This is a genomic window from Puerhibacterium puerhi (assembly GCF_009846865.1).
Classification (GTDB): Bacteria; Actinomycetota; Actinomycetes; order Actinomycetales; family Cellulomonadaceae; genus Puerhibacterium; species Puerhibacterium puerhi.
Map to the genome: position 1 here is coordinate 1 of NZ_WUWN01000002.1, position 25,106 is coordinate 25,106.

Annotated in this window: 25 protein-coding genes and 2 pseudogenes; 20 read left to right on the forward strand and 7 right to left on the reverse strand. The window is 76.3% G+C overall.

Annotated features, from left to right (window positions below; translation table 11 throughout):
- Positions 1 to 336: pseudogene (locus GSF02_RS01695) on the forward strand (hypothetical protein); the annotation flags it as partial.
- A gap of 74 nt (positions 337 to 410) precedes the next feature.
- A complete protein-coding gene (locus tag GSF02_RS01700) occupies positions 411 to 1,466 on the forward strand; it encodes an adenylate/guanylate cyclase domain-containing protein (protein WP_159792143.1) in 1,056 nt (351 codons plus the stop codon).
- A gap of 63 nt (positions 1,467 to 1,529) precedes the next feature.
- Here GSF02_RS01700 and GSF02_RS01705 read toward each other — a convergent pair whose 3' ends face one another.
- Entirely contained in the window at positions 1,530 to 2,327 is a 798-nt protein-coding gene (locus GSF02_RS01705; RefSeq protein WP_159792145.1) for an SOS response-associated peptidase, read from the reverse strand.
- Between the two features lie 197 nt (positions 2,328 to 2,524).
- Between GSF02_RS01705 and GSF02_RS01710 the strand changes: the two genes are divergently transcribed.
- From GSF02_RS01710 to GSF02_RS01720, 3 genes are all read left to right on the forward strand, one after another.
- Positions 2,525 to 3,757, forward strand: a complete 1,233-nt coding sequence (locus GSF02_RS01710; RefSeq protein WP_159792147.1) for a multidrug effflux MFS transporter — start codon at positions 2,525 to 2,527, stop codon at positions 3,755 to 3,757.
- Between the two features lie 248 nt (positions 3,758 to 4,005).
- Positions 4,006 to 5,040 (forward strand): glycerophosphodiester phosphodiesterase, encoded by a 1,035-nt coding sequence (locus tag GSF02_RS01715; protein WP_201308733.1) that lies wholly within the window; start codon positions 4,006 to 4,008, stop codon positions 5,038 to 5,040.
- A 51-nt stretch (positions 5,041 to 5,091) separates the two neighbouring features.
- Positions 5,092 to 6,408: an LCP family protein gene (locus tag GSF02_RS01720; RefSeq protein WP_159792151.1), complete on the forward strand. Its 1,317-nt coding sequence runs from the start codon at positions 5,092 to 5,094 to the stop codon at positions 6,406 to 6,408.
- A gap of 33 nt (positions 6,409 to 6,441) precedes the next feature.
- Here the strand turns inward: GSF02_RS01720 and GSF02_RS01725 are convergent, their stop codons facing one another.
- The 4 genes from GSF02_RS01725 to GSF02_RS01740 form a co-directional block, all read right to left on the reverse strand.
- On the reverse strand, positions 6,442 to 7,692 hold the full coding sequence (locus GSF02_RS01725) for an aminotransferase class I/II-fold pyridoxal phosphate-dependent enzyme (RefSeq protein WP_159792153.1): 1,251 nt from the start codon (positions 7,690 to 7,692) through the stop codon (positions 6,442 to 6,444).
- Positions 7,693 to 7,786: 94 nt separating this feature from the next.
- Positions 7,787 to 9,031: a class I SAM-dependent methyltransferase gene (locus GSF02_RS01730; RefSeq protein ID WP_159792155.1), complete on the reverse strand. Its 1,245-nt coding sequence runs from the start codon at positions 9,029 to 9,031 to the stop codon at positions 7,787 to 7,789.
- Between the two features lie 128 nt (positions 9,032 to 9,159).
- Positions 9,160 to 9,612 carry an SRPBCC domain-containing protein gene (locus GSF02_RS01735; RefSeq protein ID WP_159792157.1) on the reverse strand — a complete coding sequence of 151 codons (453 nt, stop codon included), beginning with the start codon at positions 9,610 to 9,612 and terminating at the stop codon, positions 9,160 to 9,162.
- Between the two features lie 26 nt (positions 9,613 to 9,638).
- Positions 9,639 to 10,070: a DUF4260 family protein gene (locus GSF02_RS01740; RefSeq protein ID WP_159792159.1), complete on the reverse strand. Its 432-nt coding sequence runs from the start codon at positions 10,068 to 10,070 to the stop codon at positions 9,639 to 9,641.
- A 106-nt stretch (positions 10,071 to 10,176) separates the two neighbouring features.
- On the opposite strand from GSF02_RS01740, the gene GSF02_RS01745 reads away from it, so the two are divergent.
- From GSF02_RS01745 to GSF02_RS01790, 10 genes are all read left to right on the forward strand, one after another.
- Complete coding sequence (locus GSF02_RS01745) at positions 10,177 to 10,806, forward strand: TetR/AcrR family transcriptional regulator (RefSeq protein WP_159792161.1); 630 nt, start codon at positions 10,177 to 10,179, stop codon at positions 10,804 to 10,806.
- 106 nt (positions 10,807 to 10,912) lie between these two features.
- Positions 10,913 to 12,175 carry a CpaF family protein gene (locus GSF02_RS01750; protein ID WP_159792163.1) on the forward strand — a complete coding sequence of 421 codons (1,263 nt, stop codon included), beginning with the start codon at positions 10,913 to 10,915 and terminating at the stop codon, positions 12,173 to 12,175.
- A 1-nt stretch (position 12,176) separates the two neighbouring features.
- A complete protein-coding gene (locus GSF02_RS01755; protein ID WP_159792165.1) occupies positions 12,177 to 13,034 on the forward strand; it encodes a type II secretion system F family protein in 858 nt (285 codons plus the stop codon).
- Positions 13,031 to 13,969 carry a type II secretion system F family protein gene (locus GSF02_RS01760; protein ID WP_159792167.1) on the forward strand — a complete coding sequence of 313 codons (939 nt, stop codon included), beginning with the start codon at positions 13,031 to 13,033 and terminating at the stop codon, positions 13,967 to 13,969. The genes GSF02_RS01755 and GSF02_RS01760 overlap by 4 nt, the downstream gene beginning before the upstream one ends.
- Positions 13,970 to 14,049: 80 nt before the next feature.
- Positions 14,050 to 14,271, forward strand: a complete 222-nt coding sequence (locus GSF02_RS01765) for a hypothetical protein (RefSeq protein ID WP_159792169.1) — start codon at positions 14,050 to 14,052, stop codon at positions 14,269 to 14,271.
- Positions 14,268 to 14,663: a TadE/TadG family type IV pilus assembly protein gene (locus GSF02_RS01770; RefSeq protein WP_268892826.1), complete on the forward strand. Its 396-nt coding sequence runs from the start codon at positions 14,268 to 14,270 to the stop codon at positions 14,661 to 14,663. The genes GSF02_RS01765 and GSF02_RS01770 overlap by 4 nt, the downstream gene beginning before the upstream one ends.
- Complete coding sequence (locus GSF02_RS01775; protein WP_328798985.1) at positions 14,663 to 15,235, forward strand: pilus assembly protein; 573 nt, start codon at positions 14,663 to 14,665, stop codon at positions 15,233 to 15,235. The genes GSF02_RS01770 and GSF02_RS01775 overlap by 1 nt, the downstream gene beginning before the upstream one ends.
- Positions 15,232 to 15,693 (forward strand): hypothetical protein, encoded by a 462-nt coding sequence (locus tag GSF02_RS01780; protein WP_159792171.1) that lies wholly within the window; start codon positions 15,232 to 15,234, stop codon positions 15,691 to 15,693. The genes GSF02_RS01775 and GSF02_RS01780 overlap by 4 nt, the downstream gene beginning before the upstream one ends.
- Positions 15,694 to 15,789: 96 nt before the next feature.
- Positions 15,790 to 16,194 carry a hypothetical protein gene (locus GSF02_RS01785; protein WP_159792173.1) on the forward strand — a complete coding sequence of 135 codons (405 nt, stop codon included), beginning with the start codon at positions 15,790 to 15,792 and terminating at the stop codon, positions 16,192 to 16,194.
- A gap of 45 nt (positions 16,195 to 16,239) precedes the next feature.
- On the forward strand, positions 16,240 to 16,746 hold the full coding sequence (locus tag GSF02_RS01790; protein ID WP_159792175.1) for a hypothetical protein: 507 nt from the start codon (positions 16,240 to 16,242) through the stop codon (positions 16,744 to 16,746).
- A gap of 57 nt (positions 16,747 to 16,803) precedes the next feature.
- Here GSF02_RS01790 and GSF02_RS01795 read toward each other — a convergent pair whose 3' ends face one another.
- Entirely contained in the window at positions 16,804 to 18,276 is a 1,473-nt protein-coding gene (locus GSF02_RS01795) for a hypothetical protein (RefSeq protein WP_159792177.1), read from the reverse strand.
- 182 nt (positions 18,277 to 18,458) lie between these two features.
- Here GSF02_RS01795 and GSF02_RS01800 point away from each other — a divergent pair, with 182 nt between their 5' ends.
- Positions 18,459 to 19,277, forward strand: coding sequence for an SDR family NAD(P)-dependent oxidoreductase (locus tag GSF02_RS01800; protein WP_159792179.1), 819 nt, complete (start codon positions 18,459 to 18,461; stop codon positions 19,275 to 19,277).
- Between the two features lie 39 nt (positions 19,278 to 19,316).
- On the opposite strand, the gene GSF02_RS01805 is transcribed toward GSF02_RS01800, so the two are convergent.
- Positions 19,317 to 20,924 carry an NAD-dependent epimerase/dehydratase family protein gene (locus GSF02_RS01805; RefSeq protein ID WP_159792181.1) on the reverse strand — a complete coding sequence of 536 codons (1,608 nt, stop codon included), beginning with the start codon at positions 20,922 to 20,924 and terminating at the stop codon, positions 19,317 to 19,319.
- A gap of 130 nt (positions 20,925 to 21,054) precedes the next feature.
- On the opposite strand from GSF02_RS01805, the gene GSF02_RS01810 reads away from it, so the two are divergent.
- From GSF02_RS01810 to ftsX, 4 genes and pseudogenes are all read left to right on the forward strand, one after another.
- Positions 21,055 to 21,477: an ankyrin repeat domain-containing protein gene (locus GSF02_RS01810; RefSeq protein WP_159792183.1), complete on the forward strand. Its 423-nt coding sequence runs from the start codon at positions 21,055 to 21,057 to the stop codon at positions 21,475 to 21,477.
- 44 nt (positions 21,478 to 21,521) lie between these two features.
- Positions 21,522 to 22,637, forward strand: a complete 1,116-nt coding sequence (gene prfB / locus GSF02_RS01815) for a peptide chain release factor 2 (RefSeq protein ID WP_159792185.1) — start codon at positions 21,522 to 21,524, stop codon at positions 22,635 to 22,637.
- Between the two features lie 251 nt (positions 22,638 to 22,888).
- Positions 22,889 to 23,566, forward strand: a pseudogene (gene ftsE, locus GSF02_RS01820) (cell division ATP-binding protein FtsE); the annotation flags it as partial.
- A 627-nt stretch (positions 23,567 to 24,193) separates the two neighbouring features.
- Complete coding sequence (gene ftsX / locus GSF02_RS01825) at positions 24,194 to 25,105, forward strand: permease-like cell division protein FtsX (RefSeq protein WP_159792187.1); 912 nt, start codon at positions 24,194 to 24,196, stop codon at positions 25,103 to 25,105.
- The last annotated feature ends 1 nt before the right edge of the window (position 25,106 follow it).

A 25,106-nucleotide genomic window follows, 5' to 3' on the forward strand; every position in this document is an offset into this window, starting at 1 on the left:
GCCGGGGAGCGCGCCGCCCGGGACCGCACGCGGCTGCTCGTCGCGGTGCTGCGCGAGCTCGCCGCCGTCGTCGGGCGCTGGGCCGACGACGGCGGCGACCCGCACGCGACGGGCGCCGACGGCGGCCCGGCGCTCGCCGCGCAGTACGCGGCGGCGTCGGCCACGCTCGGCACGCCCGTGCGCGTCGAGCTCGCCGGCACGGGCGCGGTGCTCGAGGGCACCGCCCTGCGGCTCGCCGACGACGGGTCGCTCGTGGTGGGCGTCGCCGACGCCGCGGGGCGCCTCACCGAGCACGTCGTGGCCGCCGGCGACGTCCACCACCTGCGGCGGGGCTGAGGGCCGGGCGGGCGACCCGGGGCGCAGACCCGACGTCGAGGTTCCTGCCAGCCACGCGCCAGTAGAGTGGCGACGTGACGAGCGACACCTCGACCGAGTCCGACGCCCAGCCGGCGGACGCCCCTGGCGGGCTGGACATCGCCGGCCGGATCGACGAGGAGATCCTCGGCGGCCCGCGGCGCTACACCCTCGACGACCTCGTGGTCGGCACCGGGCTGTCGCACGAGTTCATCGAGAGCTACTGGCGCTGGATGGGCCTGCCCGTCACCCATCCCACGGAGCCGTGGTTCACCGAGAGCGACATGGACGCGCTGCGCGAGGTCGCCGAGCTCAGCGAGGACGAGCACCTCGACGAGCAGGCGCTGCGCACGCTCATCCGCTCCGTCGGTCACACCACCGACCGGCTCGCGCTGTGGCAGGTCGAGGCGTTCGTCGAGCACGTCGCGCGCGACCACCACCTCGACGACGTCAGCGCGCGCCTGGCCGTCATCGACCGGGTGCCCGAGCTCGCCGACCGGCTGGCGCGCCAGCTCGAGCACGCCTGGCGGCGCCAGCTCGCGGCGCTCACCGGCCGGCTCGCCACGGAGTTCGGCGGCGCCCGCGGCGAGAACGTCACCGACGAGCACCAGCTCCCGCTGCGCCGCGCCGTCGGGTTCGCCGACATCGTCAGCTTCACCAAGCGCACGGCCGGGCTGGGGTCCGAGGAGCTCAGCGAGTTCGTGCAGCACTTCGAGACCCGGGCGCGCGACGTCGTCACCGAGGCCGGCGGGCGCGTGGTCAAGACGATCGGCGACGCCGTGCTGTTCATCGCCGACGACGTGCAGACCGGCGCCGAGGTGGCGCTCGGCCTGGCCGCCAAGCCGTCGGCGGGCGAGGAGATCCCCGTGCGGGTCGGGTTCGTGTGGGGGCGGGTGCTGTCGCGCTTCGGCGACGTCTTCGGCCCGAGCGTCAACCTCGCCTCGCGCCTGACGGAGATCGCCGAGCCGAGCAGCGTGCTGGTCGACCCGCCGACGGCGGCGCTGCTGGCGACGTCGTCGCGCTACGCGCTGACGCAGCAGCCCGAGCAGGAGGTGCAGGGCCTGGGCGCGATCCGCCCGGTGCGCCTGCAGCGGGCGTACACCGGCGCCTGACCGGCTGCATCGGGTCGGCGGCGTCGGGTCGGCAGGGCTCCCCGGGGTCCCTGCGCGCCCGCGCTACGGCGCCGTGGGCAGGCCCGCGTCGAGCGGCTCGGGGTCGGGCTCCAGGAGGCGCGGCCCGTCGTTGCGCACCGCGTTGACCCGCGTCGTGACCGGCGTGAGCGCGAGCTCGCGCACCGGCTCGGCGACCAGGATCGCCGCCTCCTGCGCGCCGACGGCGGGGTCGAGCCACGCGTCCCACGCCGCCGGGGGCAGCGCCACCGGCATCCGGTCGTGCACGTGGGCGAGCCCGTGCGCCGCCGCCGTGGTGATGATCGTGGTGGACACGAGCCAGCGGGCCGGGTCGTCGGCCGCGCGCGCCGGGTCCCGCCAGAACTCGTAGAGCCCCGCGAACGCCAGCCCGCCCTGGGCGGGGTGGATCCAGTACGGCTGCTTGGGCACCGTGGCGCCCCGCCCGCCCCGGTCCCCGCCGGCCGGGCCGTCGGGCGCCGGCAGCCGGCGCCACTCGTAGTAGCCCTCGGCCGGCACGAGGCAGCGCCGGGCGCCGAGCGGCCTGGCGAACGCCGGCTTGTCGAGCAGGGTCTCCGAGCGGGCGTTGATCATCCGCGCCCCGACGCCCGGGTCCTTGGCCCACGACGGCACGAGGCCCCAGCGGGCCAGCTGCAGCGAGCGGGTGATCGCGCCGTGCCCGCCGCCCGGCAGGCGGGCGGGGCGCTCCACGACGATCCGCACGGCGTCCGTGGGCGCCACGTTCCACGACGGCGCCAGCAGGCCCGCGTCGTGCGCGACGTCGGCGACGGCGAGGTCGTCGGCGAGGTCCTGGGCGCTGCGGAAGGAGGCGAAGCGGCCGCACATGCGGCCATCGTCCCGCCGCCCACCGACACCGGCCGCGCTCCGCGCCGGTGGGCCTCCGTCCGGGCTCCGTGCGGGCTCCGTGCGGGCTCCGTGCGGGCTCCGTGCGGCTCCCCGCGGGCGTTCGGCGGCGCGGGCGTGAGCGCCGTCACGAGGCGCGCCGCGCTGCGGGTCGTAACGTTTCGACTACGATGGCGCCCATGCCCGACAACTCCTTGGCCGCCCGCATGCGTGGCCGCAGCACGGCCAAGTGGGTGCTCATGCTCGGGGCGCTCTCGGCGCTCCCGGCGTTCACGGTCGACATGTACCTGCCGTCGCTGCCCGACGTCGCGCGGGACCTGGGCTCCACCGACGCCCTGGCGCAGCTGACCATCTCGGCGATGCTCGTCGGCGGCGGCATCGGCCAGCTGGTCATCGGGCCCCTGTCGGACCGCTACGGCCGCCGCCTGCCGCTGCTGGTGGGCCTGGCCTTCCAGGTCGTCACGTCGATCCTGTGCGCCGTCGCCACGGACATGAACCTGCTCATCGTGCTGCGCCTGCTGCAGGGCTTCTTCAACGCCTCGTGCGGCGTCGCAGCCGTGGCGATCGTGCGAGACCGCTTCGTCGGCGCCGAGGCCGCCCGCATCCTGTCGCGGCTCATGCTCGTCATCGGCGTCGCGCCGATGCTCGCCCCGACGCTCGGCTCGGCGATCACCGCGCAGGCGAGCTGGCGGTGGGTGTTCGCCGTGCTGGCGCTGTTCGGAGCCGTCATGGCGGTCGTCGTCATGACGCTCATGCCCGAGACGCTGCCGCCCGTCGCGCGCCGCTCCGGCGGCCCGAAGGCGGCGCTGGCGGGGTACCGCACGCTGCTGCGCGACCGGCACTTCATGGCGCTGGCGGTGGTGCCGGGGTTGGGGCAGGCGGTGCTCATGAGCTACGTGGTGGGCTCACCGTTCGTCTTCCAGGAGCACTTCGGGCTGTCCAAGGGCCAGTTCGCCCTGCTGTTCGCGCTCAACGGCATCGGCCTGGTGGTCTCCGCGCAGGTCAACGCGGCGCTGGTGCGCAAGGTCGCCCCGGTGCGCCTGCTGCGCGCCGGCCTCGTGGCCCAGGGCGTGCTCGCCGTCGTGCTGCTCGTGGTGGCGACGACGCAGGTCGGCGGCCTGTTGGCGCTGCTCGCCGTGCTCTGGTGCGTGCTCGCGTTCCAGGGCCTGGTCCCGGCGAACGCCTCGGCGCTGGCCATGTCGCGCCACGGCGAGATCGCCGGCACCGCGGCCGCCGTCATCGGCGCCGTGCAGTCGGGCGTCTCGGGGCTCATCAGCCCGGTCGTGGGCCTGCTCGGCGGCGACGCGTTCGCGATGACCGTGGTCATGCTCGGGGCCGTGAGCCTCGCGCTGCTGGTGCTCGCCGTGGCCACCCCGGCGTTCCGCCGCGGGGGCTGGCACATGCCCGTCTGAACGCAGCCCGCGCGGCCGCTGCCCGTCCGCCGCGCTCCCGCTGTGCGTCCGCCGCGCGCCCGCCGCAGGGGCGTCCTACCGTGAAGCATGAGCACCAGGACCCGCACCCAACGTCGTGTCGCCGGGTTCGCGCTTGCGCTCGCGGCGACCATGCTGCTCCCGGCGCCGGCGGTCCGGGCGATGACGGCCACGGCGGCCGTCCGTCCTACTCGAGCCACCACCCGAACCACCGCGACGACGACGTCACCGTGGTCGGGCACCGGGGCGCCTCGGGCTACCGCCCCGAGCACACCCTCGCGTCCTACGCCCTGGCGATCCGCCAGTGCGCCGACTACATCGAGCCCGACGTGGTGTCCACCAAGGACCACGTCCTGGTGGCGCGCCACGAGAACGAGATCGGCGGCACCACCGACGTGGCCGCCCACCCGGAGTTCGCCGACCGGCGGACCACCAAGGTGATCGACGGCGCCGAGGCGACCGGCTGGTTCACCGAGGACTTCACCCTCGCGGAGCTGCGGACGCTGCGCGCGAAGGAGCGCATCCCCGCCACGCGGCCGCAGAACACCCGGTTCGACGGCCGCTACCGGGTGCCGACGCTGGACGAGGTGCTCGACCTCGCGCAGCGGTCGCGCACCTGCGACGGCCGTCCGGTGGGCGTCTACCCGGAGACCAAGCACCCCACGTACTTCGACTCCGTAGGCCTGTCCCTGGAGGAGCCGCTGGTCGCCGCGCTGCGCGCGCACGGGCTGGACCACCGGCGCGCGCCGGTGTTCATCCAGTCCTTCGAGACCGGCAACCTGCGCCAGCTCGACCGGATGACGCGGGTGCGGCTGGTGCAGCTGGTCGACGCGACCGGCGCGCCCTACGACCTCGTCGCCGCCGGGGACCGGCGCACCTACGCCGACCTGGTCACCCCCGCGGGGCTGCGCGAGGTCGCGCGGTACGCGGACGGGGTCGGGCTGGAGAAGAGCCTGATGATCCCGCGCCGGGCCGACGACACGCTCGGCGAGCCGACCCCCGTGATCCGGGACGCGCACCGGGCGGGGCTCGAGGTGCACGGCTGGACCTTCCGCCGCGAGAACCAGTTCCTGCCCGCCGAGCTGCGCTCGTCGGCGGACCCGAACGGCGTCGGCGACCTCGAGGCGGAGATCCGGACCTTCCTCGAGGCCGGGATGGACGGCCTCTTCACCGACAACCCCGACCTGGGCGCGGCCGCCGCGCGGCACTTCGAGAAGGACTCCGGGCGGGGCTCCGGGGGAGGCCACTCGGCGGCGGTGGCCTGACGGCGAGCCCCACCACCTGCGAGGACGCGCGGGCGTGCTTACCCTCGGGCCATGACCCGCGCCGGGGTGCCACGTCACGCCGCGCCCCTGAAGGTCCACCGGGCGCTGCGGGTCTCCGGCATGGTGCTCACCGGCCTGGTGGCGCTCGCCGCGAGCGGCGCCGTGGCCGCCTACGTCGACCTGCAGTCGCAGATCGACGTGTCCGACGTCGACTCCCTGCTCGGCTCGGTCGCGCAGGAGCGGCCCTCGCCCGCCGCCGCGGACCCCGACGACCCGTTCGCGGGCCGCGCCCTCGACATCCTCGTGATGGGCACCGACTTCCGCGGCGGCGCGGACAACCAGGCCATCGCCGGCCAGGGCGACGAGTTCCACTCCGACACCACGCTGATCGTCCACGTCTCCGGCGACCGCAGCCGCATCGAGGTGGTCTCGATCCCGCGCGACTCGCTCGTGGACATCCCGGCGTGCCCGCTGCCCGGCGGCGGCACCAGCGAGCCGCGGCACGACGCCATGTTCAACCAGGCGTTCACGATCGGCGGCGGCGAGGACAAGGACATCACCGGCGCGGCGGCCTGCACGATCCTCACCGTCGAGAAGCTCACCGGCGTGTCGATCACCGACCACGTCGTCGTGGAGATGTCCGGCGTCGTGGGCGTGGTCGACGCCGTCGGCGGGGTGCCGATGTGCCTGCCGGAGCCCATCAAGGAGACCAGGCGCTACGGCAACCTCGACCTGCCGGCCGGCGAGCAGCGGCTCGACGGCGCGACGGCGATCCAGTTCCTGCGGGTGCGGCACGGCACCGGCATGGGGCTCGAGACGGGCTCGGACCTCAGCCGCATCGAGCGGCAGCAGGCGTTCGTCTCCGCGATGGTGCGCGAGATCCTGGCGCAGAACCTCCTCACCGACTCCCCGCGGCTGTACCGCGTGGTGCACGCCGTGCTGCAGTCCATCTCGACCGACCCGGACCTGGCCAGCCCGCGCGCGCTGGCCGGCCTGGCGTGGAGCCTGCGCACCATCGACCCGAGCCGCGTGGTGTTCACGGCGGTGCCGGTGACCGACGCGCCGAGCAACCCCAACCGCGTGGTCTGGACGTCGGAGGCCGACGCGATCTGGGAGCGCCTCCGGGACGACGCCCCGCCGCCCGGGCTGCCGGACCCGGTGCCCGCCGCCGCGCCCAGCCCCTCGGGCGGGGGCGACCCCGCCGGCGCGGGCCCGTCCGGCGGCGCGCCGCCGAGCGACGCGTCACCGAGCGCCGGTGCGGGCGACGGGGCGGACGGCGGCGCGGGGACGGACGCCGCGGCCGGCGCGGGTAGCGGTTCGCCGACGCCGTCGGCCTCGCCGTCGGTGCTCCCCGGCGTCTGCGGCTGAGCCGGCCGGGGCGAGGGCGCCGGCCGGGCGCTTTCAGGACCCCAGCGCCCCGAGCCGCGCCGCGGCCTCGCGCAGCACGTCCTCGCGCTTGACGAACGTGAACCGCACGCTGGTGCGCAGCGCGGCGTGCGTGGGCGAGCCCTCCCGGCAGAACGCGGTGAGGGGGATCGCCGCGACGCCGGCGAGGGCGGGCAGGCGGCGGCACAGCTCGGCGCCGTCGGCGCCGTCCGGCAGGCCGGCGACGCGCTCGATCACGCGGGCGCCGTCGGCCACCACGAAGTAGGTGCCGCGCGGCACGACGACGTCGAACCCGGCGGCCTCGAGGCCGGCGCACAGCAGGTCGCGGCGCGCGGCCAGGGACGCCGCGAGCCGGCGCGGCGTCTCGTCGTCGGCCAGCGCCCGGGCGATGGCGGGCTGGAACGGGGCGCCCGAGACGTAGGTGAGGAACTGCTTGACCGTGCGCACGGCGGTGACCAGCGCGGCGGGGCCGTGCACCCAGCCGATCTTCCAGCCCGTCAGCGAGAACGTCTTGCCGCTGGAGGAGATGGTCAGGGTCCGCTCGGCCATGCCGGGCAGCGTGGCGACCGGCACGTGCACGGCGCCGTCGAACGTCAGGTGCTCGTAGACCTCGTCGGTGACCACGAGCGCGTCGTGCTCGCGGGCGACGACGGCGACCGCCTCGAGCTCGGCGCGCGTGAGCACGGTGCCGGTGGGGTTGTGCGGCGTGTTGAGCAGGATCAGGCGGGTGCGGTCGCTCGCGGCGGCGCGCAGCGCCTCGACGTCGAGCCGGAACCCGGCGTCGGTGGGGGCGAGCGCGACCGGCACGTGCGTGGCGCCGGCCAGGGCGATGACGGCCGCGTAGGAGTCGTAGAACGGCTCGAGCGTGATCACCTCGTCGCCGGGGCCGGCCAGGGCGAGCACGGTGGCGGCGAGCGCCTCGGTGGCGCCGGTGGTGACCAGCACCTCGGTGTCCGGGTCGACGTCGAGCCCGTAGTGGCGGGCCTGGTGGTCGGTGACGGCGCGGCGCAGCTCGGGGATGCCCGGGCCGGGCGGGTACTGGTTGTGGTCGCCCTCGATCGCCGCGATCGCGGCGGCCTTGACGTACCCGGGCCCGTCGACGTCGGGGAACCCCTGGCCGAGGTTGATCGCGCCGGTGGCCGCGGCCAGGGCGGACATCTCGGCGAAGATCGTCGAGGCGACGTCGGCGGTGGACGTGCCGGTGGGGGACAGCAGGCCGGTGGCGCGCGCGACGTCCTGCCACGCGCCGCGGGGGAGCGACGTCATGGGCGCGAGGCTACCGACACCCGCGCGGCGCCGGGCGCCGCGTCCGCGGCGGGCCCGACGTCGTCGCCGGTGCGCCGGCCACGGGTCACGCGGGTCAGGGCAGCAGCCGGTAGAACCGGAAGAACGAGAAGTCCTCGATCGGCAGCACCTCGACGTCGGCGAACCCCGCGTCCTGGGCGTAGCGCCGCAGCGTCGCGGGGCGCATCACGGTGCCGGTGGCCACCGACGGGGGCGACGACAGCGAGTCCGGCAGGCACACGAACAGGCTGTAGCCGTACATCAGCCGGTCGACCTGGTCGGCCGGCGCCGTGAGCTCGTCGGCGACGGCCTCGTCCATGACCACGACGGCGCCGTCGGGCCGGACGGCGGCGCGCACCGCGCCGAGCACCTCGACCGGCCGCGGCATGTCGTGGACGCACTCGAAGGCGAACGCCGCGTCGAACGGCTCCTGCGCGGCGAGCTCGGCGGCGTCGGCGGCGCGGAACTCGACCCGCTCCTCGACGCCCTCGGCGCGCGCGTTGGCCCGCGCCGAGGTGATGGACGGCGCGTCGACGTCGATGCCGACGAGCCGCGCCTCCGGGTACGCCCGGGCGAGCGAGATCGTGGACCACCCCATGCCGCACCCGACGTCGAGGACGCGGGCGCCCGGCCGGGCCAGCACGTCGTGCACGGCGGGCACGGAGGCGAGCGCGGAGCCGAGCCGGTGCTCGTACCACGGCCGGTTGCCCGCGGACTGCGACTCGCGCGCGTCGTCGCCGAGCTCGGCCCAGGACACGCCCCCGCCGTGCCGGTACGCCTCGAGCAGCCGCGGCAGCTTGGGGCCGATCGCGCCGAAGAACCGCGCCATGGGCGCGGTGAAGGCCAGCGACCGCTCGTCGGTGAGCACCTCGGCGTGGGCCGGCGGCAGGCGGAACGCGGCCTGGCCGCCGTCGGGCCCGGGCCGCACCAGCTCGAGGATGCCGACGGCCGCCTGCTGCTCCAGCCACTCGCGGGCGTAGCGCTCCTGGGTGTCGGTGACGCCGGCGAGCTCCTCGGGCGTGAGCGTGTCGGCCTGCGCCAGGGCCTGGTACCAGCCGAGCCGGTCGCCGAGGTAGACGCTGAGGATCTCCACCGCGCTGAGCGTGGAGGCCAGCAGCCGGTCGCCGAACGCGGCCGCCGTGGGCGCGGGCTCGTCCGACGGTGCGCTCGGTGGTGCGGTCGGTGGTGCGGTCGGTGGCGCGCTCGGTGGGCGCGCCTCGGGGCGCGCCGCGGAGCTTCTCGGGGACGTGCCCGCCCTGCCTGCCCCGCCGGTGGCCCTGCTGCCCTTGCCGGTCCTGCCCTTGCCCGCTCCGTCACTCATGGCGGTCTCCCGTCTGGGACAGTGGCGACGTCGTCGTCCCATCGACGGTAGTCGCGGCGGGCCCGGCGGTCGAGGATGAGGTCGCGGCGCTGGTGACGGCCGGTGCGGTGGGCCGGCCGACGTCGCGGTCAGGCGGCGTGCGGCTCGGCGAGCCGCCGGCGCAGCGCCTCGTGCATGGCCCCGAACCCGGCCTCGGTGCGGCGCAGGACGCTCCCCGTGAACGGCACGAGCAGGCCGCGGAAGGTCTCGCGCTGGGTCAGCCGCGTGCCGCCGCCCGGCAGCGGGTCGAGCACGAAGGAGTGCTCCCCGTCGAACAGGCCCGGCAGCACGAGCCGGCCGAGCCAGGCGAGCCGGCGTCCGGGCTCGACGGCGGTCACGGCGGGGCGGAAGGTCATCGGCCTGCCGCCGGGCGGGGCGATCCGCACGTCGAGCCTGCTGCCGACCGTGAGCGTCCCGTCGAGCCGCGTGAGGAACGGGTTCCAGCCGGCGTGCGACGGCCCGTCGGCGAGGACGTCCCAGACCTGCCGCGGCGCGGCGTCCAGGTCGACGGCGGCCGTGATGGTCCTGGTGGGAAGGGGCATGGTGGGCCTCCGGGCGGGGTGCGGGGTCAGCGCTGGTAGCCGTCGGCGGCGCGCAGCCCGTACCCGACGACCCGGTCCACGGCCACGTGCAGGAGCCACGCGCACCCGAGCGTGGACAGCGCGGCGGCCGCCGGCTGGTCGAGGAGCGCGCCACCGGCGATCGCGGCGAGCGGCAGCCACGGCCGGTGCACGAGGTTGTAGGGCCCCACCGCCCGGGGCGGCAGCTGCCCGGCCCCGTGCGGCTGGCCCGCGCCGGCGAGGAGCGCGAGGTCCGGGCCGAGGACGCCGAGCAGGGCGAGGGCGACCGTGGCGCCGCCGTGCGTGATCGTCCCGACCAGGGTGGCGGCCAGCATGACGGCGGCCAGCGCACCCCAGGCGGCGCGGACCCTGGGCGAGGTGGTCGCCCGGGTGCGGCCGGTCGGGGCGCCCGGTCGGAGGGTGCCGAGGGTGGTCGACATGAGCGGGCCCTTCGTTTGACGCGACGGTTTGTCGCTGTGGTTCGACCGTGGCACGCTGGAAGCGTAAACGCAACACCCTGTCGCGTTAGGACCTCGGAGGGACGGCGTGAGCGAGCAGGAGTCACCGGGCCGCGGACGGCGGCCCGGGGGCCGCAGCGCGCGGGTGCGCGAGGCGGTGCTGGCGGCGGTCGTCGCGGAGCTGGTGGACGGCGGCTACGCGTCGCTGACGTTCGACCGCGTCGCCGCCCGCGCCGGCGTGCACCGGGCGACCCTGTACCGCCGCTGGCCCAGCCGGGAGCAGCTGGTGGCCGAGGCGCTGCTGGCGCAGGCCGGACGCGAGATCCCGCTGCCCGACACCGGCAGCCTGCGCGGCGACCTGCGCGCCCTCGCGCACGCCGTCGCGGCGAGCATCACCTCCCCGCTGGGCGAGGGCGTGCTGCGCACCCTGGTGTCCGAGGCGGGACGCGCCCCGGACATCACCGTGGCCGGGCGCACCTTCTGGGGGCAGCGGTTCGCGGCGGCGGCCGAGCTCGTCCGGCGGGGCGTGGAGCGCGGGGAGGTGCGTCCCGACGTCGACCCGCAGCTGGTGCTGCAGATGCTGGTCGCGCCGTTGTTCTTCCGGCTGCTGGTGGCCGCCGAGCCGGTCACCGCGGAGTACGCCGACCGGGTGCTCGACCTGCTGCTGCCGCTGGTGGAGGACCGGCCGGGACGCGAGCCCGCCGCGGGCGCCGGCTGAGGAGCGCGGCGCCGGCCGTCCACAGGCCCCTCCCCGGAGTGGCGCACGTCACCTATGGTGGGTTGCCGACGGTGCCGCAGGGGGCGGCACGCCACAGGGGGCAGTCATGACAGCTGTCGTGGGCGTCGGCACGGAGGGCGTCGCGATCCTCGAGCAGGAGGTGCGCGAGCTCGTGCGCCGACGGGGTCTCGACCCCGTGCGCGAGCGCGGCGCCCTGGACCGGCTCGTCGCGGAGGCGGTCGGCGACTACGCCGAGCGCGCCACCCGCGGGCTGCTGCCGCCGCTCGCCGACCCCGAGGCGGCCTCGCGCGCCGTCGTCGACGCGGTGGCCGGGCTCGGGCCGCTGCAGCAGTACCTCGACGACCCCGCGGTCGAGGAGATCTGGATCAACAGCCCCGCGCAGGTCTTCGTGGCACGCGACGGGACGCCCGAGCTCACCACCACCATCCTCACCGGCGCGCAGGTGCGTGACCTGGTCGAGCGGATGCTCAAGTCCAGCGGTCGGCGCCTGGACCTGTCCAGCCCGTTCGTCGACGCCGCGCTGCCCGGCGGGGAGCGGCTCCACGTCGTCATCCCGGACGTCACCCGGCACCACTTCGCGGTCAACATCCGCAAGCACGTGGTGCGGGCGAGCCGCCTGGAGCACCTGGTGCGGCTCGGGTCGCTCAGCACGCACGCCGCCGCGTTCCTCGACGCGGCCGTGCGGGCCGGCCTGAACATCCTGGTGGCCGGCGCCACCCAGGCCGGCAAGACGACGATGCTCAACGCCCTGGCCGGCTCGATCCCCCCGGGGCAGCGGGTCATCACGTGCGAGGAGGTGTTCGAGCTGCAGCTCGACGTCCGCGACCTCGTGGCCATGCAGTGCCGGCAGCCGAGCCTCGAGGGCACCGGCGAGATCCCGCTGCGGCGCCTGGTCAAGGAGGCCCTGCGCATGCGCCCCGACCGGATCGTCATCGGCGAGGTGCGCGAGGCCGAGAGCTTCGACCTGCTGGTGGCGCTCAACGCGGGGGTGCCGGGCATGTGCACGATCCACGCCAACTCGGCGCGCGAGGCGATCGCCAAGATCTGCACGCTGCCGCTGCTCGCGGGCGAGAACGTGACCCACCACTTCGTCGTGCCCACCGTCGCGTCCGCGGTGGACGTCGTCGTCCACCTCGGCGTCACGCCCGACGGCGAGCGGCAGGTGCGCGAGATCGTCGCCGTGACCGGCCGCGTGGAGGAGGGACGCGTCGAGACGGCGGGGCTCTTCCACCGCGAGCCGGCGGCGGCCGGCGGCCGCCTCGTGCGCGGGGACGGGTTCCCGGCCGCGGACGAGCGGTTCGCCCGCGCGGGCATCGACGTCCGGGCGCTGCTGGCGGGGGAGCGCTGAGGTGGGCGTGCTCGCGGGCCTGCTGCTCGGGCTGGGCCTGTTCTGCGTCTGGTGGTCGTGCTGGGAGGCGCCGGCACGGACGCCGCGGCGCTCGGCGTGGTCGGCCCGCACCCAGGACCTGCTCGTGCAGGCGGGCGCCGGGTCCGTGACGCCGGCCGCGCTCGTCGGCGCCAGCGCGGCGGTCGCGGCCGGCGCCGCGCTCGCCGTCGCGGCGCTGACCTTCTCGCCCGTGCTCGCGCTGTGCTTCGGGACCATGGCAGGCATCGGCCCGTCGGCGCTCGTGCGGGCCCGCGCCCGCAAGCGTCGCCGCAGCCTGCGGGACGTGTGGCCGGAGGTGGTCGACCACCTCGCCTCCGGCGTGCGGGCCGGGCTGTCGCTGCCGGAGGCGGTCGGCCAGCTCGGGGAGCGCGGACCCGCCGAGCTGCGCGAGCCGTTCGCGCGCTTCGCCGCCGACTACCGGGCCACGGGCCGCTTCGCCGAGAGCCTCGACCTGCTCAAGGCGCGGCTCGCGGACCCGGTCGCCGACCGCATCGTCGAGGCGCTGCGGCTCACCCGCGAGGTCGGCGGCACCGACCTCGGCCGCCTCCTGCGGGCGCTCTCGTCGTTCTTGCGGGAGGACGCCCGCACCCGCGGCGAGCTCGAGGCCCGCCAGTCGTGGACCGTGACCGGTGCCCGCCTCGCCGCTGCCGGCCCGTGGGTGGTGCTGGCGTTCCTCGCGACCCGCCCGGAGACCGCTCGCGCCTACGACTCGGCGGCCGGCGTCGCCGTCCTGCTCGGCGGGGCCGCGAGCTCGGTGGTCGCCTACCGGCTCATGGTCCGCCTGGGCAGGCTGCCCGAGGAAGGCCGGGTGCTGCGATGACCGAGTGGTTCAGCGCGACGGGTGCGCTCGTCGGCCTGCTCGGCGGCATCGGTGCGGTCCTCGTCGTCGCCGGGGTGCGGGCCCGGCGCATCACCCTGGACGACCGGCTCGCCCCGGTGCTGCGCCCGCGGGACGCGACCTCGCGCCTGCTGCGCGAGCAGCCGGTGCGCGGTCCGTTCCCGGTGGTCGAGCGGCTGCTCGCGCCGTGGGCGGCCGACGCCGCGCGCTGGTTCGAGCGCCTCGGCTCGACGCGCGAGGAGGTGCGCCGCCGGCTGCAGCGCGCCGGCTCCGCGGAGACGGTCGAGCAGTTCCGGGCACGCCAGGTCGTCTGGACGGTGCTGGGGCTGGTGGCCGGCCTCGCGCTCGCGCTGCTCGTCGGCGTCGCCCGGGGCTTCGCCCCCGTGCCGCTCGCGCTGCTCGTGGCCGTCGCCGGGGCGTGCGGGTTCGTCGCCTGCGACCAGGCGCTGTCCCGGCGGATCGCGCAGCGGGAGGAACGCATGGTCACCGAGTTCCCCACCGTCGCGGAGCTGTTGGCGCTCGCGGTCACCGCGGGGGAGGCGCCCGTCGCCGCCCTGGAGCGCGTCGCCGCGACGGCGCGCGGCGAGCTGTCGGTGGAGATCTCGCGCATGCTCGCCGACGTCCGCGGCGGCGCCCCGGTGGCGCACGCGCTCACCGACATGGCCGACCGCACCGGCCTGCCGTCCCTGGCCCGGTTCGCCGAGGGGGTGGCCGTGGCGCTGGAGCGCGGCACCCCGCTGGCCGAGGTGCTGCGGGCCCAGGCGCAGGACGTGCGGGAGGCCGGCCGGCGGGCGCTCATGGAGGCGGCCGGCAGGAAGGAGGTCGCGATGCTCGTGCCGGTCGTGTTCCTCATCCTGCCGATCACCGTCGTGTTCGCCGTCTTCCCCTCCCTCGCCACCCTCCGGATCGACCTGTGACGCCCGCCCGCGCCGCCCGCTCCGGGGCGGCTCCCGAGCCCAGCAAGACCCAGCAGTGCCGCCGACAGAGAGGAGACGCCATGTCCCACCACGGCTCCGCCGAGCGCACGCCTCGCGCTCCGCAGCACCCGCAGGTACCGCCCGGGCGTCCGGACGCTGCCGACCCCGAGCGGGGTGACGTGCCTGGCTGGGTGCTCGTCACCCTCATGACCGCCGGCCTCGTCGTCGCGCTGTGGGCGATCGCCGGCCCGCTGCTCGAGGACGCCTTCACCCAGGCGATCTCGAGCGTCACCGGGCGGTGACGCCGCGCCCTCGCGGCGGCGTCGCGGGGGAGCGCGGAGCGGCGGTCGCCGAGTTCGCCATGGTCTCCGCGCTCGTGCTCCTGCTCTTCCTGGGCGTCGTCCAGCTGGCGCTCGCGCTGCACGTGCGCGCGCTCGCGACCGACGCGGCCGCCGAGGGCGCCCGCGTCGCGGCCCGGGCGGACCGCGCGCCAGACGACGGTGCCGCCCGCACGCGCGAGCTGCTCACCGCGTCGCTGTCGTCGCGCTACGCCGCCGACGTCAGCGTCGGGCGCACGACGTACGACGGCCTGCCCGTGGTGGAGGTGGTCGTGCGCGCGCCGCTGCCGGTCGTCGGCCTCGTCGGCCCGAGCGGCGCGCTCACCGTCCGCGGGCACGCGCTGGAGGAGGGCTGATGCAGCACGTTCCGGCACGTCCCGGCCGCGCGCCCGCACGTCACGAATTAGCCGCACGCGGCGCAGCAGCCGCACGCCGCTCCGCCGCGACGGCGCTCGCCCGGCGCGCCGTCCGGGTCCGCGCGGCGGCTGGTGACGACGCGGGCAGCGCCCTCGTGGAGCTCGTCGGCGCGACGGTGCTCCTGCTCGTGCCCCTGGTCTACCTGGTGCTCACCGTCGGGCGTGTCCAGGCCGGCGCGTTCGCCGTCGAGGGGGCGGCCCGCGACGCCGCCCGGGCCGTCGTCACGGCGGAGTCCTCCGCCCAGGGCGTCGCGCGGGCCCGGACGTCGGTCGAGCTCGCGCTCGCCGACCAGGGCTTCGACGACGTGGACGCGGCCGGCGGCGACGTCCTGACCGTGGAGTGCTCGCACGACCCGTGCCTCTCGCCGGACGCGACGGTCGGCGTGCGCGTGCGCGTCGAGGTGCCGCTGCCCTTCGTCCCCGCGGCGCTGCGCGGCTGGGTGCCGCTGGCCGTCCCGGTCGAGGCGAGCCACGTGGCCGAGGTCGACCGGTACGCCGAGGTGCGGGGATGACGCCGGTGGAGGCCCCCGAGCGCGAGTCGGGCCGGATCCTGCTGCTCACCCTCGGCTGCGTGGTCGTCGGGCTGATGCTCGTCGGCATGGTCGCGTCCGCCACGGCCGTGCACCTCGACCGCAAGTCGCTGTTCGACCTCGCCGACGTGCTGGCGGCCGACGCCGCGGACGCCATGCCGCCGGAGCGGCTGTACACCGGCTCGTCCGGCGGGGGCGCCGCGGTGGTGACGCTGACGGACGAGGACGTGCGCCGGTCGGTCACGGAGTACCTCGGCGAGCACCCGGCGGCCGCCGCGGGGCTCGACGGGCTGCGGGTGGCCGACGCGTCCACGCCGGACGGCCGGACCGCTCGCGTCGCGCTGGCAGCCGTCTCGCACCCGCCGCTGCTGCGGTGGTTCACCGACACGTTCGGCGGCGGGTTCACCGTCCAGGCGGTGTCGTCGGCGCGCGCCGGGTAGCGCCTCGCCGGTGCGTCGCACCCTCGGGGCGCGCAGCCGGCGGCGATGATCGCCTCGCCCCCGGCGCCCGTCGTGGGCCGGACGAGAGGGAGCACGATGACGTCCACCGTTGTCGAGGTGCTGGCGATGGCCGCCTGCGGCCTGCTGCTGCTCGGCGTGGCCTTCCAGCTGGCGCTCGCCGCCGGGGCGCCGTGGGGCGCGGCCGCCTACGGCGGCCGCGCGGCCCAGCCCGACGGGCGCCTGCCGGGCCGGTACCGGGCCGCCAGCCTCGCCGCCGCCGTGGTGCTCGTGGGCGCCGGCGTCCTGATCCTGCTGCGCGGCGGCGTGCTCGGCTCCGCCGCGGACAGCGCGGCGCTGACCGTGGCCTGCTGGGTGCTCGCCGCGTTCTTCGCGGTGAACACCGTGGGCAACCTGGCCGGCACGCATCCCGTCGAGCGGTGGGGCATGGGGGCGCTGACCGCCTGCCTCACGGTGCTGTGCGTGCTGCTCGCGGTCGCGTGACGCGCAGGCGCCCGGCCGCCGCGGCCGTGGAGTAGCGTGCGAGCCATGTCCGCGCAGCGGCCCGGGGGAGAGGTGACGACGGCGTCCGGACGGTCCGACGCCGTCCGCCGTGGCACGCGCCGGGCGCTCCTGGCGTCGCTCGGCGTGGCGCTGGTGATCGCCGCCGAGGCAGTGGTGCGGGCCGGCGGCGAGGCCGACGTGCGGGCGGGCGGGGCGCTGGTCCTCGTCGGCTACTCGCTGCTGCTGTGGGCGCTCGTCCCCGCCGTCGTCACGCTCGTGGTGGCGCTCGCCGCGGCGCTCGCGGCGGACGTGGGGCTGCGCCCGTGGCCGGCGGCGGCGCTCGCCGGCCTGGCGACGGCCGCGTGGGTCGCCTGGAGCGTGGGGCTCCCGTCGAGCGCGCCGTACGGCGTCGTCCTCGGGCTCGGCGCCGCCGGCGCGGCCCGCGTGCTCACCACGCGCCGCACGCTGACCGCCCGGGTGGTCGGTGCGGCGGTCGTCGCCGTCGTGACCGCCGTCGTGACGCTCGGCGTCGCGCGGCTCCTCGGGCCCTAGCAGGAGCCCTCGCACGGGCTCCCGGGTCTGGCGCCGGCCGGTCCTGGCGCGGCGCCGTCACGAGGGCGCCAGCGCGCCGGCCGGCCGGTCGTCCGCGGCCGGCGTGCCCACGGTCCGCGGCTGGTCCGGCCGCTCGCCCTGGCGCCCGCGCGGCCGCGCCACCACCAGGCCCAGGGCCAGCAGCAGCCCGGCCACCGTCATGCCGAACGCCCACCAGGCTCCCGCCGGGTACAGCTCGGCCTGCGGGCCCCGGAGGTCCCGCTGCAGCGTGACCTCGAGCTCCAGCCCGAGCAGCCACACCCGCACCAGCCCCCACAGCACGAGCGGCGCGCCGCGCAGCCACAGCAGCGGCAGCGCGACGAACGGCGCCAGGAACGGCACCATCGCGAAGAAGTAGCGGGCGAACGCGCTGCCCCCGCCGGCGTGGTGCAGCACCTGCATGGCGGCGATCCCGGCGCAGGCGGCCAGCACGGTGGCGAGCAGGAGCGCCCGGACGGCTCGCTGGTCGCGGCCGCGCACGAGCCGCACCACGGCCAGCGCCAGCCCGGCCACGAGCGGCAGCACGACGAGCAGCAGCGTCCACCACGGCCAGGGGGCGGCGAGCGCGTCCGGCAGCCGCGGGTAGGTGCCGATCGCCATCTGCTCGGACATCCGCGACCAGAACGCCGGGTCGGTCACCACCTCGAGCGGGGGGCGCGCCACCCGCCGCGTGTTCTCCGCCGCCCACTCCGGGTGGCCGCCGGCGAGGTTGCCGGTCAGCGCGCGGTTGCGCAGGTAGAACCAGCCCGAGGTCGCCAGGACCGCCGCGACCGCGGCCAGCGCCGTCGCCCACGCCGCGCGGGGCCGCAGGCGGCCGGGGAGGTGTCCCGCCACCACCAGGACGACGGCGAGGAGCGCGGCGATCGGCAGCAGCGAGAAGCGGGTGAGGCCGCACGCCGCGCAGGCCGCGACGAACAGGACGGCGTCGCGGCGCCGGGCGTCGCCGAGCGCGAGCCGCAGCAGGGCGAGGAACGCCAGCGCGCTGAGCAGCGCGGCCGGGATGTCGGTGTACACGGCCCCGCCCAGGCGCACGAACAGCGCGGACAGGCCGACGACCACCGCCGACGCCAGACCCGCTCCGGGCACCCCCGGCAGCATCCGGGTGCCGATCGCCCGGACGGCGTAGAGCAGCGCGACCGACAGCGCCACCATCACCCCGCGTGCCGCCATGCCGGCCCCGTCGACGTGCCCGGCGTCGACGAGCGGTCCCACCACCGGGGCGAGCAGCAGGTACACGAGCGGCGGGTGGTGCGACGCCCACTGCACCGGCGGGTGGAACCCGACGGCGTTCTGCAGCTCGAGCCCGCGCTCGAACACCGGCAGCCGGCCGTGCCACACCTGCAGGGCGTAGTCGACGTGGGCGGCCTCGTCGCCGCTGGAGTAGACCGGGGAGGCCAGCAGGTAGGCGAGCGGGCCGCCGATCCCGAGCAGCACGAGCGCCGCGTGCTCGAGCACGCGGCGGGCCCGGGGTCCTGCAGCGGCGGCCGTCACGGGCATACCCTCCCGACTCGCGCGGCGGCGCACAAGCCCCGGCCCGCGTGACCCGGCCGCGCGACCCCGCCACGCCGTGCCCCGCGTCGCCGCTGCGAGCGGCCGCCCGCCCGCCTAGCGTCGAGGGAGCACGGTGCCGCAGGCGCCGCACCACCGCCCCCGTGCGCCGAGGAGGCTGCACCATGTCCCACGAGATCTCCGAGGAGCCGAACCGGATCGGCCTCGTCACCGGCGCGTCCCACGGCATCGGGCTCGAGCTCGCGCGCGAGCTGATCGAGCACGGCTTCGACGTCATCGTCACGGCGGAGGACGACGACCTCGCCGCCGCCGCGCAGGACCTGGCGCTCACCGGGGCGCGCGTCGACGCCGTGCAGGCCGACCTGCGCACCGAGGAGGGCCGGGCGAAGCTCGTCGAGGCCGTCCTGGCGGTCGGCCGCCCGGTCGACGTGCTCGCGCTCAACGCCGGCGTCGGCAACGTCGGGCCGTTCGTCGACACGCCCCTGGAGGACGACCTCGACGTCGTCGCGGTGAACGTCACCGCGACCGTGCACCTGGCCAAGCGGCTCGTGCCGCCGATGGCCGAGCGCGGCCAGGGGCACGTGCTCATCACCTCCTCCGTGGCGTCCGTCGTGCCCGGCCCGTACTACGCCACCTACGCCGCCTCGAAGGCGTTCGGGCTGTCCTTCGCCGAGGCGCTGCGCCACGAGCTCAAGAAGACCGGCGTCACGGTCACGGCGCTGCTTCCCGGCCCCACCGACACCGACTTCTTCTCCGGCGGCGAGCAGACCCGCACCCCCATGGGCAAGGGCCCCAAGGACGACGCCGCGAAGGTCGCGCGGGAGGCCTACAGCGCGATGATGAGCGGCAAGGACAAGGTCGTGGTCCACTCGGTGAAGGCCAAGGCGATGTCCGCGATGGGCGCCGTGCTGCCGCAGCGGGCCAAGACCGCGCTGCACGCGGTGGCCGCCAAGCCGGACGACGTCGAGCGCCCGGGCACCTGAGCGCCGCCGGCCGCGCCCGCCCCGGGACCGGTGCACCACCTAGCGCCCGTCGTCGGAGCCGAGCGGCCGCCCGACCCGGAACGCGCGGGCGCGCACGTAGGCGTGGAACCGGTCGAGCAGGTCGATCTGCCCCCGCGCGAGGGCGATGAGCTCGTCGAGCTGCCCCGGGTCCAGGCCGAGGTCGTCGGCGTGCTCGCGCAGGGTCTGGTAGCCGCCGATCTTGCCCAGCACGGCCGCGCGCATCAGCTCGGTCTCGAGCACCGCCGTCATCGGCGAGCGCTCCAGCAGGCGGCCGTTGAGCTTGAGCCGCCCGGCCCGCTCGCCCAGCCACGCGACCGCCTGCCGGTAGCGCCGGCGGGGCACCCCGAGCGCGTCGAGCAGGTCGCGGTAGAGCTCGCGCTCGGCGCGCAGCTGCTCGGTGACCTCGGCCAGCTCCGCGTGGAACGGCGTGTCCGCGTAGCTGCGCGTCATGAGCTCCATGCGCTCGAGGCCGGCCGTCGCGCCGGTGAAGTGATCGGAGAGGTACAGGCCCAGCAGGTAGCGGTCCAGCGACTCCGGGATGCCCACCTCGCCGCGGCGGCGCAGCGGCATCACCGCGTGGCCGGCCGGGCGCGGCGTGGCCGGCCGCAGGGTGGACGAGCGCAGCCCCTGGCCGACGGCGATGCCGTCGAGCAGCTCCTCGACCGCCTCGGCGGCCGTGTGCCGCGGTGCCCAGCCCAGCTCGGTGCGCAGCCGCGTGGTGTCCAGCACCGGCACCCGCATCGCCAGGTCCACCCAGCCGGGGTCGGCGCGCACCACCCGCGCCTGGTAGGCGACGGCGACGGCGGCGCGCACGGCCGGCGGCGGCACCTCCACCACGCGGCCGTGGTCGACGACCCGGGCGAGGTCCGCGCCGCGCAGCACGTCGTCGGCCGCGACGTTGAACGCGCCGCGCGCCCGCTCCACGATCACCCGCCGGTAGGCGTCGGCGACGTCGTCGGCGTGCGCGGCCTGCAGGCGCAGGCCGGCGGGCAGCGGCAGCGCCGGCAGCCGGCCGTGGCGCAGCAGCCGCACCGGCACGACCGGCCCGACGAAGTACCGCACGATCGACTGGGCGGCGTCCGCCTGGAACACCAGCGCCGGCCGGATCCGCGCCACGGCCACCTCCGGGTGCGCGGCCTCCAGCTCGTCCAGCACCCGCTCCTGCGCCGCCTTGTCGACGCTGTAGTGCGACGTCGGGATGCCGTCGGTGGGCCAGTCCTCGCCGCGCGGGGTGTCGTCGTCGACGGGGGAGTAGGCCCCCACCGAGGAGGCCGCCACCAGCTGCGGCACGCCCGCGCGCACCACGGCCTCGGCCACCCGCCGGGTGCCCTCGACGTTGGTGCGCCGCAGCAGCTCCCGCTCCCGGTTCGGCTGGATCAGCCAGGCGAGGTCGACCACGGCGTCGGCGCCGCGGAAGGCCTCCGCGAGGCGCCGGACGACCGCCTCGTCAGCGTCCTCGACGGCGACGTCCACGGGGGCCCACTCGGCGTGCCGGTACGGGTCGGCGGTGCGGTCCGGCAGCCGCCGGGCGATCCCCAGCACGGACGTGACCCGCGGCTCGTCGAGCAGCGCGCGCAGCACCGCGGTCCCGACGTTCCCGGTGGCTCCGACGATGACGACGCGCATGGACACACGGTGGCACCGGTGCCACGGTCACGCACCCGATCCCAGGTCAGGGCGTCGGGCAGGGCGTCGGGCAGGGCGTCGGTCAGGGCGTCGCGCGGCCGGCGACCGCCCGCGCGGGTAGGTTCGACCCATGAGCGACGCCACGACCCCCGAGCCGGGCGGGGAGCCGGGCACCGAGCCGGCCGCCGCGCAGCCCGACAAGCTCCCGGTGGACCTGGACCAGATGTTCGACCTTGCCCGCGCCGGGGCGGACCTGCTGCTGGAGTTCGTCGACGCCGGCGTCGACCCGGACCTCGCCGACGCGTCCGGCAACTCGCTGCTCATGCTCGCCGCCTACCACGGGCACGCCGCGCTGGTCACGGGCCTGGCGCAGCGGGGCGCCGACGTCGACCGGCTCAACGCCCGCGGCCAGTCGCCGCTGGCCGGCGCGGTGTTCAAGCGGGCCGACGACGTGGTGGCGGCGCTGCTCGCGGCCGGCGCCGACCCGGACGCCGGCGCCCCGAGCGCCCGCGCCACCGCGCAGATGTTCGGCACCGAGCTGCCGGGGGCCTGAGCCCGGGTCGGCCGGTGCCCGCGCGGCCGGTAACCTTGAGGACCGTGGCCACCATCGACTTCCCCGCAGAGATCCGCGCGCTGCGCTCCACCCTCGAGTCCATCGAGGCCGTGAGCGACCCGGAGGCGCTGCGGAAGAAGGTCGCGGAGCTCTCCGAGGCCGCCTCGGCGCCGGACCTCTGGGACGACCCGGAGCAGGCGCAGAAGGTCACCTCGCAGCTGTCGGCCACCCAGGCCGAGCTCGACCGCGTCAAGAACCTCGCCCAGCGCATCGCCGACGTCGAGACGCTCGTCGAGATGGGCCAGGAGATGGGCGACGACGAGACGCTCACCGAGGCCGAGACCGAGGTGCACGCGATCCGCAAGGACCTCGACGCGCTGGAGATCCGCACGCTGCTGGCGGGGGAGTACGACGCCCGCGAGGCCGTCGTGACCATCCGCGCCGGCGCCGGCGGCGTCGACGCCGCGGACTTCGCCGAGATGCTCATGCGCATGTACCTGCGCTGGGCCGAGCGCCACGGCTACCCGACCAAGGTCATGGACACCTCCTACGCCGAGGAGGCCGGCCTGAAGTCGGCGACGTTCGAGGTCAACGCCCCCTACGCGTTCGGCAACCTGTCGGTGGAGGCCGGCACGCACCGCCTCGTGCGCATCTCGCCGTTCGACAACCAGGGCCGCCGCCAGACGTCGTTCGCCGCCGTCGAGGTGATCCCGCTGATCGAGCAGACGGACTCCATCGAGATCCCCGAGTCGGAGATCAAGGTCGACGTGTTCCGCTCCTCGGGCCCGGGCGGGCAGTCCGTGAACACCACGGACTCCGCGGTGCGCATGACGCACCTGCCCACCGGCATCGTGGTGTCGATGCAGAACGAGAAGTCGCAGATCCAGAACCGGGCCGCCGCGCTGCGCGTGCTGCAGTCGCGCCTGCTGCTGGTGCGCCAGCAGGAGGAGGCGGCCAAGAAGAAGGAGCTCGCCGGCGACATCAAGGCGAGCTGGGGCGACCAGATGCGCTCCTACGTGCTCCAGCCGTACCAGATGGTCAAGGACCTGCGCACCGAGCACGAGTCCGGCAACCCGTCGGCGGTGTTCGACGGCGCCATCGACGACTTCATCGAGGCCGGCATCCGCTGGCGCCGCGCGGCGCAGGCCGCGGAGGCCTGAGCCGGCGACCGCACCCACCGCCCGACGCACGCGCCGGCGGCCCCGCCCGGGCCGCCGGCGCGTGCGCGTTCCCGGGCCCGGCGCGCCGTCGCCCGGCCCGGTCGGTCCTCCGGGGCGACGGTTCGCGGGGGCACTGAGCGTTGCGCCACACCCGGCGTGTCGGCCCGCAGGCGCGCCGAGGGGCGTGCGAGCCTCGTGCGGGGCCGCTGCGGCGTGCCCTGGAACTGTCCCCGAGCACGGGAGCACGCGCCGTGATCCGATTCGAGAACGTGTCGAAGGTCTACGCCCGCGGTGCGCGGCCTGCCCTCGACGACGTCAGCGTGGACGTGGCGCGGGGTGAGTTCGTGTTCCTGGTGGGCGCGTCCGGCTCGGGCAAGTCCACCTTCCTGCGCCTGGCGCTGCGCGAGGAGCGCCCCACCCGCGGCAAGGTCTACGTCGCCGGCCGCGACCTGTCGCGCCTGTCCTACTGGAAGGTGCCGTCGCTGCGCCGCAGCATCGGCATGGTCTTCCAGGACTTCCGCCTGCTGCCCGGCAAGACGGTCTACGAGAACGTCGCGTTCGCGCTGCAGGTGATCGGCAAGCCGCGCCACGTCATCAAGACGACGGTGCCCGAGGTCCTGGAGATGGTGGGCCTCGACGGCAAGGAGAAGCGCCGGCCGCACGAGCTGTCCGGCGGCGAGCAGCAGCGCGTGGCCATCGCGCGCGCGTTCGTCAACCGGCCGCCGATCCTGCTGTGCGACGAGCCGACCGGGAACCTCGACCCCACGACGTCGCTGGGCATCATGCGCCTGCTCGAGCGCATCAACCGCACCGGCACCACGGTCATCATGGCGACCCACGACGACGAGATCGTCAACGAGATGCGCAAGCGGGTCGTCGAGCTGACCTCCGGCCGCCTGGTGCGCGACGAGGCCGCCGGCGGCTACGGCGAGCGGGAGAGCATCCTGCCCGCCGTCGGCAAGAGCCCCGTGCTGGACGCGCCCGGGCAGGGCACCCGCGCCGTGGCCCCGCGGATCGAGATCACGCCCGAGCCGGCCGACCTCGAGGCCGAGCGGGCCGCCGAGGAGGCCGCCCGCCGCGCCGAGGAGCGCGGCCGGACGCGCGCGGGCCGCCGATCCGCCCTGCAGCAGCAGGCCGCCGCGACGGGGACGGACGCTCCGGCCACCGGCGACGTCGTCGCGGTGCTCGCGCCGACCCCGGCGGCGCCGGCCGACGACGCCGCCGGCCGACCCGCCGCCGACGACGACGCCGGACGCCCCGCCGCGACGACCTCGGCCGAGCTCGTGCCCGCCGGGGCGGACACCGGCCCCGCCGCGGCCGCCGGTGCCGCGCCGACGGAGCCCGCGCCGACCGAGCCCGATCCGGCCGGCCCCGCCCGGCCGGAGCCCCTCGTCTACTCGGTGCCGCGCCCGTACGAGCCCGCGGCCCGCGTCGACCCCGCCCAGCACCGGCCGCCCACCGGGCCGCTGCCGGCGGCGCCGCCGTCCGACGCCGACGAGGTGGTCCGCCAGGTCCTGCGCGAGCGGGCCGTCCGTTCGGGCCGGGAGGGCTGAGGCGTGCGTTTCCAGTTCGTGCTCGCCGAGGTCGGCCACGGCCTGCGGCGGAACCTGTCGATGGTCGTCTCCGTGGTGTTGGTGACCTTCGTGTCGCTGGCGTTCGTGGGCGCCGCCGCGCTCCTGCAGATGCAGGTCGACAAGCTCAAGGACAAGTGGTACGACCTCGTCGAGGTCTCCGTGTTCCTGTGCCCTACCGGCTCGACCATGCCCACCTGCGCCGCCGGCGAGGCCACCCAGGACCAGATCGACGAGATCGAGTCGGTGATCCAGGGCGAGCTCGGCTCCGAGGTCTCCCGGTCCTACTTCGAGACCAAGGCCGAGGCGTTCGAGGCGTTCCAGGAGCGCTACCCGGACGGCTACCAGGGCACCCAGCTCACCGAGGACGACATGCAGGCGTCGTTCCGGCTCAAGCTCACCGACCCGGAGAACTTCCAGGTGGTCTCGGACGTGCTGTCGGGCCGCGAGGGCGTCGAGGTGGTCGAGGACCAGCGCGCGGTGTTCGAGCCGCTGTTCCTGGCGCTCAACCGCGCGTCGCTGTGCGCCGCCGGCCTCGCCGTCGTGATGCTCCTGGCCGCCGTCCTGCTCATCACGACGACGATCCGGCTGTCGGCGGTGTCGCGGCAGCGCGAGACGGGCATCATGCGGCTCGTCGGCGCCTCCAACCTGTTCGTGCAGCTGCCGTTCATGCTCGAGGGGGCCATCGCCGCGGTGGTGGGCTCGGTGCTCGCCGTGGGCGGGCTGTGGCTGGGCGTGCGCTACCTCGTGACGGACTGGCTGGAGCAGTCCGTCGACTGGGTCGCGTACGTCGGCACCGCCGACGTGCTGGCGGTCGCGCCGCTCCTGGTGGGGATCGCCGTGCTGCTCGCCGTGGTGTCGTCGGTCGTCACGCTGAACCGCTACACGAGGGTGTGAG